This window comes from Cryobacterium sandaracinum (genome assembly GCF_004403415.1).
Lineage (GTDB): Bacteria > Actinomycetota > Actinomycetes > Actinomycetales > Microbacteriaceae > Cryobacterium > Cryobacterium sandaracinum.
Genome location: NZ_SOGO01000040.1, coordinates 63,451 through 71,750 on the forward strand (window position 1 = coordinate 63,451; position 8,300 = coordinate 71,750).

At 67.2% G+C, this 8,300-nt stretch carries 7 protein-coding genes; 1 reads left to right on the forward strand and 6 read right to left on the reverse strand.

Annotated elements, in window-relative coordinates:
• Nucleotides 1–115 precede the first annotated feature (115 nt).
• Nucleotides 116–2,158 (reverse strand): transglycosylase domain-containing protein, encoded by a 2,043-nt coding sequence (locus tag E3T25_RS14870; RefSeq protein ID WP_166785048.1) that lies wholly within the window; start codon nt 2,156–2,158, stop codon nt 116–118.
• A 135-nt stretch (nt 2,159–2,293) separates the two neighbouring features.
• Nucleotides 2,294–3,982 (reverse strand): ribonuclease J, encoded by a 1,689-nt coding sequence (locus E3T25_RS14875; protein WP_233191417.1) that lies wholly within the window; start codon nt 3,980–3,982, stop codon nt 2,294–2,296.
• Between the two features lie 332 nt (nt 3,983–4,314).
• Between E3T25_RS14875 and E3T25_RS14880 the strand changes: the two genes are divergently transcribed.
• A complete protein-coding gene (locus tag E3T25_RS14880; protein ID WP_134375135.1) occupies nt 4,315–4,818 on the forward strand; it encodes a glutathione peroxidase in 504 nt (167 codons plus the stop codon).
• A 272-nt stretch (nt 4,819–5,090) separates the two neighbouring features.
• Here the strand turns inward: E3T25_RS14880 and E3T25_RS14885 are convergent, their stop codons facing one another.
• The 4 genes from E3T25_RS14885 to E3T25_RS14900 form a co-directional block, all read right to left on the reverse strand.
• On the reverse strand, nt 5,091–5,954 hold the full coding sequence (locus tag E3T25_RS14885) for an HpcH/HpaI aldolase/citrate lyase family protein (protein WP_104101138.1): 864 nt from the start codon (nt 5,952–5,954) through the stop codon (nt 5,091–5,093).
• Nucleotides 5,951–6,436 carry a MaoC family dehydratase gene (locus E3T25_RS14890; RefSeq protein ID WP_104101137.1) on the reverse strand — a complete coding sequence of 162 codons (486 nt, stop codon included), beginning with the start codon at nt 6,434–6,436 and terminating at the stop codon, nt 5,951–5,953. Before E3T25_RS14890 ends, E3T25_RS14885 begins: the two co-directional genes overlap by 4 nt.
• Before the next feature lie 11 nt (nt 6,437–6,447).
• Nucleotides 6,448–7,614 carry an acyl-CoA dehydrogenase family protein gene (locus E3T25_RS14895; protein WP_104101134.1) on the reverse strand — a complete coding sequence of 389 codons (1,167 nt, stop codon included), beginning with the start codon at nt 7,612–7,614 and terminating at the stop codon, nt 6,448–6,450.
• The coding region (locus E3T25_RS14900; RefSeq protein WP_134375137.1) for an acyl-CoA carboxylase biotin carboxyl carrier protein subunit at nt 7,611–8,300 on the reverse strand (690 nt) is incomplete at its 5' end. The genes E3T25_RS14895 and E3T25_RS14900, both read right to left, overlap by 4 nt.

Here is an 8,300-nt window from a genome sequence, read left to right on the forward strand (position 1 = left end):
CCAAACCGGCCGGAAAACCGGATTCAGGCAAGAATCTCCGTCGCATTGGTTTGACGCCGCGAGGGCAGCGGCCAGCACGAGGGCAGCGGTCAGGCGGATGCCGTCGGGCATGGGGTCAGCGGGTCAGGTCGCGCGGCGGCTCCGTGAACTCGTCTCCGCCGTACTTTTCGTTGGCGACGCCCATCATCTCGGGCCACATCCGGTGCCGGGCCGTGGCCGCCTGCCCGCTCTCGAAATATGTCTCCCGCTGGTCTTCGCCGACCCCGGACACGTTCATGACGCCCACGATGGTGGCGACCTTCGTGCTCGCACCGGCCATCCAGGTGTCCCTGTTCTCATCGGTGGTGCCGGTCTTGCCGATCATCGGCACCTGCGGGTCGGTGTCGTAGTACGACGGGCTACCCGAGCCTCTGGTCATCACGCGCTCCATCGCGTAGCTCATGGCCGCGGCAACCTCGGGGGTGACGGACTGCGTGCAATTCGACTGCGGGGCGGGAAGTTCGGCTCCGTCGGGGCCGGTGATCCGGTCGATCACGATCGGCGTGCAGGTGACGCCATTGTTGGCGATCCCCGCGTAGGCGGCGGCCATCGTCAGCGGCGCGATCTCGTTGGTGCCCAGCACCGCGGACGCGCCCTGTTCCAGCGCGCCACCATCGGCGCGGTGCACGCCGAAGGCTTCGGCCGTCTTGCGGATGCCGCAGAGGTCGAGTTCCTTGGCCATTCCGATGAAGCCGGTATTGATCGAGTCGATGGTCGATTCCAGGGCGGAATAGGAGGAATCGTCATCCGAGGAGGAGTCGTTGCCGGGCGCAAAGCTCTCGCCGTAGTCCTGGGGACCGTTGCAACTGTCCTCGAAGGTTCCCCACTCGTCGCGTTCCCAGGCGCTGACCGAGTCGGCGAGCGAATTACCCTGAGTGAGCCATTCGGCGAGGGTGAAAACCTTGTAGGTCGACCCGGTCTGGAATCCGTTGGAGCCGCCCTGGTCGAGATCGGTGTTGTAATTGATGCCGGTGAAGTTCGCTCCGGTGTCGGCCGGGTCCTGGCTATAGTCCTTGTTCTGGGTCATGGCCAGCACCCGCCCTGTACCGACGCCCACGCTCGTGATCACGCCGCCGACATCCCAGTCCTCGAAGGTCTTGGGCACGTTCTCGGCCATGGTGCTCTCTGCCGCGCTCTGCAGGTCGGGGTCGAGGGTCGTGTACACGTTGTAGCCGCCGAGCCGGAAGTTGGCCAGGCGGGCATCGGCATCCGCCCCGAAGGCCGGATCGTTCCGGAGGGTCTGGAGCACCAGGTCGCAGAAGTAGGCGCTTCCGCCCGCGGTGCGGCACCCCGTGCTCGGTTCGGTGATGGTCGGTTCGATCGGAGCGCTGATCGCGGCGTCGTGGTCCGCCGTGCTGATCTTCTCATTCTCCTGCATCTCGTCGAGGATGTAGTCACGGCGTTCTTTGTTGGCCGCGTACCCGTTGGCGGCGCCGTTGGTCGTGCTGTCGGGTTCATCGAGCTGGAACTTGACCGGGTTGTTCACGATCGCAACGAGGCTCGCGGCCTGCGGCAGCGTCAGCGCGGCCGCGGTCGTGTTGAAATAGTAGTTGGCGGCCGCCTCGATGCCGTAGACGGATCCACCGAAGCCGGTGATGTTCAGGTACTGCCGCAGGATGTCGTCCTTGGAGGACTTCTTCTCCAGACCGACGGCGAGGCTCATTTCCTTGAGTTTGCGCCACGGGCTGGTCTCCGTGGCCGCGTCGTAGCAGGTCATGCGCTCGGCGTCGTCGGAAAGGGACTCGCACTGCTGCACGAGCACATTTTTCACGTACTGCTGGGTGATCGAGGATCCGCCGCGGACGTCGCCGGTGAACAGCGTGGTGACGGCGCCGGTGAGGCTGCCCCAGATGTTCACGCCGCCGTGCTCGTAGAATCCCGGGTCCTCGCCGGAGGTCGCCGCATCCTTCACGTACTGGCTGATCGCATCCGAACTCACTTCGACCCGGTTCTGGTCATAGAAGGAGGCGAGCAGATAGGGCGAACCGTCACTCGCGGTGGCGTAGATGTTGCTCTTCTGCGACAACCGGCCGATTGACAGGTCGTCGGGCAGATTGACCACGGCCACGATCGCCGTCGTCGCCAGCAGGGCCACGACGACACCGAGCGCGATCAGCACACGCGAACGCCGTCGGGACCGACGGGCGTTCTTCCTACCGGACATTTCAGGGGTCATGAGCGCCGAGTCGTTTCTGGTTGCGAAGGAAGCGGGAGGGCCACCGGGCCGAACGGCCCGGCGGCCCGGCGGCTACAATCAGGCGTCGACGACGACCGAGGTGATGACCGGGATGCGGCGGTACTTGCGCTGCATCCAGCGGGTCAGACTCTGCGTGAAGATGTCTTCGAGCTCTGCGCCGTTGACGATCTTGACCTTGTTCGCGGCGCGCAGGGCGTCATCGATGGACTTGGTCGCGCCCTGGATCCACTCGTTGTCCTGCACGAAGCCGCGGGCGATGAACTCGACCGGCTCGGTGAGAAGCCCGGTTCGGGTGTCGAGGATGCCGAGGATCGTGACCGCGCCGTCGTTGGAGAGCTGCACGCGGTCGGCGAGAGCCTCCTCGGAGCCGCCGCCGCCGACCGTCATACCGTGCACGAAGACGAGCTCGGCAGCCACGCGGCCGGTGACTTTCGCGACACCGTCGACGAGGTCGACGACCACGCCGTCTTCGACGACGAGGACCTGGTCCTCGGGGACGCCCGTGCGGATGGCCAGATCGGCATTGGACTTGAGGTGGCGCCATTCGCCGTGGTACGGGATGACGTTCTTGGGTTTGACGATGTTGTAGACATAGACGAGTTCGCCGGCCGACGCATGGCCGGAGACGTGCACCTTGGCATTGCCCTTGTGCACGACGTTGGCACCCCAACGGGTGAGGCCGTTGATGACCCGGTAAATCGAGTTCTCGTTTCCGGGGATCAGCGAACTGGCCAGCAGAACGGTGTCGCCCTCACCGATCTTGATGGTGTGCTCGCGGTTGGCCATGCGGGCCAGCGCGGCCATGGGCTCACCCTGCGAACCGGTGCAGATCAGGACGACCTTGTCGTCCTTCATCCGGTCGAAGGCCTTGACGTCAACCAGGAGGCCCTTGGGCACCTGCAGGAAGCCCAGTTTCTCGGCGATGCCCATGTTGCGCACCATCGAGCGGCCGACGAAGGCCACCTTGCGGTTGTGGCGGGCGGCGGCGTCGATGACCTGCTGGATGCGGTGCACGTGACTGGCGAAGCTGGAGACGATGATCCGGCGAGGAGCGGTGCGGAAGACGGCGTCGATGGCCGGGCGGATGTCTTCCTCGGTCACCGTGAACCCGGGAACCTCGGCGTTGGTCGAGTCGGTCAGAAACAGGTCGACGCCCTCTTCTCCGAGCCGGGCGAAGCCGGGGAGGTCGGTAAGGCGGTTGTCGAGGGGGAACTGGTCCATCTTGAAGTCGCCGGTGACGAGCACGAGGCCGGCCTCAGTGCGGATCGCGACGGCGAGTCCGTCGGGGATCGAGTGGTTGACGGCGAGGAACTCGAGGTCGAACGGGCCAGCCTTGCGGCGCTGACCCTCCTTGACCTCGATCAGGCGCGGCGTGATGCGGTGCTCTTCGAGCTTCGCTGTGACGAAGGCCAGGGTCAGCTGTGATCCGATGACGGGGATGTCCTTGCGCTCGCGCAGCAGGTACGGCACGCCGCCGATGTGGTCTTCGTGGCCGTGGGTGAGCACGATGGCCTCGATGTCCTGCAGGCGGTCGCGCAGCGACGAGAAGTCGGGCAGGATCACGTTGATGCCGGGCTGGGTCTCTTCGGGGAAGAGAACGCCGCAGTCCACGATCAGGAGCTTGCCCTTGTGTTCGAAGACCGTCATGTTGCGGCCGATCTCGCCGAGACCGCCGAGCGGGGTGACGCGGAGGCCGCGCCTGGGCAGCTGCGGCGGCGTGGACAGGTCGAGCGGGTGCTTGGTCAAAAAAACTCATTTCTCAATGTGAAAACGCGCGCGTCGCGGGCGTGTCTCGCGTAGTGGACCGTGGTCGGGTCCTGGTGAACGGATGTTCTGGTGAACAGATCGTGCAAAGTCTGGATTCGGGCGGCCGCGCCCGGGGCGGACGCTAATGTCCGATCGGGTCGGAGTCGAGGCTGAGTCCGAAGGCGGTGGCGTCAGGTCCGTGAAGTCATCGACACGGCAGTCGAGAGGGCACCGATGATGCTCATGACTCCTCATTCTATCGCAGCCTGGTCAGCCCCTTCACCGCTCCCCTGCCCAGCCTTCTCGAAGGCAGCACCGGTAGCGTCAGCCGCATGTCTGCCTCAGAGCTCTATTCGACCCCACTCACCCTCATCGACGGCACGGAAACGACCTTCGGCCAGTTCGGCGGCAAGGCCGTCCTGGTCGTGAACGTCGCCTCGAAATGTGGGTTCACTCCGCAGTACGCCGGTCTCGAAGCGCTCTACCGGAAGTACCAAAACGAGGGACTCGTCGTGCTCGGCCTTCCCTGCAACCAGTTCATGGGACAGGAGCCAGGGGCCGAGGCGGACATCGAGTCGTTCTGCCAGAAGAACTACGGCGTCACCTTCCCGCTGAGCGTGAAGGTCGACGTGCGCGGCAGGCACCAGCACCCGCTCTACGCTCAGCTGACCAAGTTCAAGTCGGGCCTGCTGCCCGGTCTGATCAAGTGGAACTTCGAGAAGTTCTTGGTGAGTCCCGAGGGTGAGATCGTCAACCGCTTCGCGTCGACGGTCGAGCCGGAGTCCGACGAGATCGTGCAGGCGATCGAGAAGACCCTCGCGGCCAACGCCGCCTAAGAGCCCACCGAGCCGGTTGACGCCCCTGGCTCCCCCGGGGTGGATGGGCCCAGGACGAGCCCGCGCGTGTGGTCAACTCAGGACATCCGTCGCCCTCGTGAACCTGCCGCCCCGGACCAGTGCGGAACCGGCGTGGATGCCCGGCGTGGCCAGACGTATCTCCTGACTAAGCCACAAGGCGCCACGGATATGCCGCAGGGCTTACGCGGTTCGGGCAATCAGCGGTCGCCCCGCGCTGCGCCGTGAACGAGTTCGACGCCGAACAGAGGCAGCTAGTGGTCCACCGAGTCGGCCGGAGCCGATCCCGTCGGAAATCCCGGTTCCGGCGGGACGGTCGCCGCCCGCCGCAGCACCGCCTCGGCGTGGCGCAGCAGGGGTGCGTCGATCATGCGCCCCTGGTAGGCGAACACGCCCCCCTCTCCCGCGGCCGCCTCCAGGATTTGCCACGCCGCCGTGACCTCGGCAGGCGTGGGCCGGTAGGCGGCCCGGATGACGGGCACCTGGCTGGGGTGGATGCAGGCGGTGGCGCGAAATCCGCTCGCGACCGCATCCACCACCTCGGCCTGCAGACCCTCGAGGTCGGGGATGGCCAAGAACACGCCGTCCACGGCCGCCTTGTCGTTGGCCCCGGCCGCCAGGAGCACAGCGGACCGAGCATGGCGGGCGATGGCGCGGTAGCTGCCGTCGGGGAACCGGCTCGAGCTGCCGCCGAGCGAGGCCACCAGGTCGTCGGCACCCCACATCAGCGCCACCACATTGGGCTCGGCCGCAATCGAGGGGGCGGCGAGCACCCCCGCGGCGGTCTCGCAGAGTGCGATCACCTCGAACCGGGCGAGAGCGGCGAGGTGGGCGGCGCTCACGGTCTTCGGCAGCATCACGTAGCGGTACAGGGTGTCGTCGAGGGCGGCGAGGTCAAGCTGGAAGTCGGGCGTGTCGGCCGGGTTGACGCGCACGACAGTGCGTTCGGGGTCGAGCGGATGGCTGACCAGCAGGCCGCGAGCGCGTGCCCGGTTGCCGGGCAGGAGCGCATCCTCCAGGTCGAGGATCACGGCATCCGCCCGCTCCGCCGCCTTGCGATACCGGTCGGGGCGGTCGGCCGGGCAGAACAGCAGCGCGGGTCCAAGGTCGAAGCTCATTGGACGGCCGCCCGGCACCAGACCAGCACCGTGCGCTCGGCCGTGGCCACCACGTCGCCCTCCTGGTTACGACCGGTGTGCCGAAGCGTGACCAGCCCCTGGCCCGGCCGGGACGCCGACAGCCGGCGGGCGGTGACGATCGTGTCGGAGTAGAGGGTGTCGCCGTGGAAGAGCGGATGCGGGAACGTCACCTCCCCGAAGCCGAGGTTCGCCACGATCGTGCCCTGCGTCAGCTGCGCGACCGAACTGCCCACCAGCGTCGCCAACGTGAACATCGAGTTGACCAGGCGCTGCCCGAACGGCTGGGTGGCCGCCCACGCCGCGTCGAGGTGCAGTGCCTGCGAGTTCATGGTCAGCGTGCTGAAGAGCACGTTGTCGGCCTCGGTCACCGTGCGACCGGGGCTGTGCCGGTAGCGGGCCTCGAGGTCGAATTCCTCGTAATACAGCCCGCGCTGCTCGATCGTGCGTCGTTCGTCGCTCATTTTCCTCCCGCCTAACCGGTGAACCCAAGCGCCCGCGAGATGACCATCAGCTGAACCTCGGTAGTGCCTTCACCGAGCTCGAGCACCTTCGAGTCGCGGTAGTGCCTCGCCACCGGGTTCTCGTTCAGGAACCCGTAGCCGCCAAAGATCTGGGTCGCGTCGCGGGCGTTGTCCATGGCGGCTTCGCTTCCCACCATTTTGGCAATCGAGGCCTCCATTTTGAAGGGGTGTCCATGCACCATTTTCATGGCCGCGTCGTAGTAGGCGAGGCGGGCCGTGTACACGCGAGCCTGCATCCGTGCGATCTTGAACGCGATGTGCTGGTTGGAGCCGATCGACCGGCCGAACACATTGCGGGTGTTGGCGTAACGGATGGACTCCTCGAGGCAGCCCTGCGCCGCACCCGTGCACAGCGCGGCGAAGGCGATGCGCCCCTCGTCGAGGGTCTGCACGAAGTTGGCGAAGCCGCGGCCGCGTTCGCCGAGCAGGTTGGCCTCGGGCACGCGCACGTTCTCGAAGAGCAGCGGATGCGTGTCGGAGGTGTGCCAGCCCACCTTGTCATAAGCCGGCAGCGCCGTGAACCCCGGGGTCGGGGTGGGCACGAGGATGGCCGTGAGCTCCTTCTTCACCGAGCCGTCGGGGCGCTCGGACTCGCCGGTGACGGCTGTCACGGTGACCAGCCGGGTGATCTCGGAACCGGAGTTGGTGATGAACTGCTTCGTGCCGTTGATCACCCATTCACTGCCGGAAAGCTCGGCCGTGGTCTTCGTGCCGGCGGCGTCGGAGCCGGCATCCGCCTCGGTCAACCCGAACGCGGCGAGCGCACGCCCGCTGGTCAGCAGCGGCACCCACTCCTGCTTCTGCGCCTCGGTTCCGCGCCGGTAGACGGGCATGATGCCGAGCCCCACGCCGGCCTCGAGGGTGACGGCGATGGACTGGTCGACCCGGGCAAGCTGCTCGACCGCGAGGCAGAGCGCGAAGTAGTCCTGGCCCTGGCCGCCGTACTCCTTCGGGAATGGCAGGCCGAACAGGCCCAACTCCCCCATCTGGGCGATGATGTCATAGGGCAGGCTGCGCTTGGTGTCGTACTCGTAGGCGGCCGGCGCTACGACCATGTCGGCGAAGTCGCGCACGGTGTCGCTGAGCTGCTGCTGCTGCTCGGTCAGTTCCTGTTTCACGTTGGGTCTCCCTTGACTGGCGTGGCTGGTGGTGTGGCTTCCGTCCCGGTGGTCACGGCGGTGGCGGCGACTGTGGCGACGATCTGGTCGAGGCGCACGAGGTCACCCGGGCGCACGCCGATGGTGAGCCGGCCATCCGTTTCGGCCAGCAGATGGTGCTCCATTTTCATGGCCTCCACGGTGAGGATGCGCTGGCCGGCGACGATCAGGTCGCCCGTGGCGAGGTGCACGGCAACCACGGTCCCGGGCATCGGCGAGCGCACCTCCGGCCGGGCCGCCCCGGCCTCTCCCCCGGCCCGGTCGAGGCCGGTGAGGCGGTCGACGAGCTGCTCGGCCCGGGAGCGGTGCACCAGCTCGGTGCCAAAACCGCTCTGGCCGAGCCAGAGGCGCGGGCCGTCGGACACGAGCTGCAGCACCTCAAGGCGGCCGCCCAGTTCACAGGCGAAGGTATCGGCGTGGCCGGTGACGGGCGCGAGTCGGCCGGGAACGGGCATCCGTTCGTCGACGGCCACGGTCAAGCCGTCCGGGCCGGTCAGCACGGCAACGTCGACGGTTTCGGTGGCGCTGACCCGCAGGCTGTAGTGCACCGGCCGGGCCGGACCGAGCCGCCAGCCGCTCGGCTGTGCCCACAGGCCGGCGGCGGCGCTCGTCGTGCCGGTGCCCGCGGCGTCGGCGCCCGCGGCGTC